Annotated in this window: 1 protein-coding gene; it reads left to right on the top strand. The window is 66.5% G+C overall.

Features of this window, described 5'->3' with window-relative positions; translation table 11 throughout:
• A partial coding sequence (tnpC, locus tag ACYQ7X_RS17415) for an IS66 family transposase (protein ID WP_459698340.1) occupies nt 1-1559 on the top strand: 1559 nt, incomplete at its 5' end.
• Between the last annotated feature and the right edge of the window lie 76 nt (nt 1560-1635).

Below are 1635 nucleotides of genomic sequence, written 5' to 3'. Positions count from 1 at the left end.
CGGACGACCCGGCACTGTTGCAACAGATGCTGCGGACTGTGCTCCAGCAGCAGGGCGAACTGCATGCCGAGAATGACCGCCTGCGCCTGCTGATCCAGCGCTTGAGCCGCCACCAATTCGGTCGCCGCTCCGAACACCTGACCAACGAACAGTTGCAGCTCGGCCTCGAGGATCTGGAGCAGACGATCGCCGAGAACCAGGCAGCGCAGGACGGCGCTCAGACCGATGACCTCCCGGCGCCCCGGCGCACGAAGTCGGCCGCGCGCAATCATGGCGCACTGCCTGCCCACCTGCCGCGCTACGAGGTGGTGATCGACGCGGTACCGAAGAATTGCCCCTGCTGCGGCGGGGCGATGCACCGTATCGGCGAGCTATGCACCGAGCAACTCGACATCGTGCCCGCGCAACTGCGGGTACGCATCACCCGCCGCCCGCGATATGCCTGCCGTACCTGCGAGGAAGCTGTGGTGATGGCCCCGGCTCCGGCACGGCCGGTTGATGGCGGCATGCCGACCGAGGCGCTGATCGTGCATGTTCTGGTCAGCAAATTCTGCGATTCGCTACCGCTGTATCGGCAGGCACAGATGCTGGCGCGGCAGGGCATCGCTCTCGATCGTTCGACCCTGGCGCATTGGGTCGGCACAGCATGCTGGTGGCTGGCGCCGCTGTATGACCTGGTGGTCGGTACGGTGCTGTCCTCACCCAAGGTATTCGCCGACGACACCGGCCTGCCGGTGCTCGACCCCGGCCGCGGCCGCACCAAGACGGGTCGGCTATGGTGTTACGCGGTGGATGACCGGCCCTGGCGCGGTCCGTCGCATCCGGCGGTCGCCTATGTCTATGCCGAGGATCGCAAGGCAATCCGCCCGGCGGCACATCTGGCCCGGTTCGACGGTGTGCTACAGGTGGACGGCTACGACGGGTTCAAGCGGCTAGCGGGCGAGCGCGCCGACGGCTCGGTGCGCTTGGCTTTCTGCTGGGTGCATATGCGACGTCCCTTCTACCAGTTCCATGCATCCACCAAATCGCCAGTGGCGGCGGAACTGCTGGCACGCGTCGCCCGTCTTTATGAGATCGAGGCCGAGATCCGTGGCTCCCCGGCCGAGCATCGGCGCGCGGTGCGCGATGCCCGAAGTCGACCGATCGTGGAGGCTCTGCACGCGTGGCTTGAGGAGCAGTTGCCGCGTCTGCCGGGCAGTTCCGACCTCGCGAAGGCCATGCGCTACGCGCTGCGTCACTGGCCTGGCCTGGTCGCCTTCCTCGATGACGGTCGCATCGAGATGGACACCAACGTTGTCGAGCGCGCGATCCGCCCCGTGACCCTGAACCGAAAGAATGCGCTCTTTGCGGGCAGTGATGGCGGCGCGCGCCTCTGGGCAATCGCGATGACGTTGATCAACACTGCAAAGCTGAACGGCGTCGAGCCATTGGCGTGGCTGACCGATGTCTTGGAACGCGTCGTCTCAGGGCGCACCAAGGCAAACGAACTGGACAGCCTGCTCCCGTGGAACTGGGAGGCGCGGAACGCCGCAGCCACCTCCACCACCATGGCCGCGTGATAATCGACCGCCTCTAACCCGATCACGCTCGCGCCCCGCCAAACCGAAGCCCCGTGCTCACGCCGCGACGCTTACG

Source organism: Acidisoma sp. C75 (assembly GCF_054665095.1).
The sequence above is the reverse complement of the archived record's forward strand: the minus strand, read 5'-3'. Positions and strand labels throughout refer to the sequence as shown.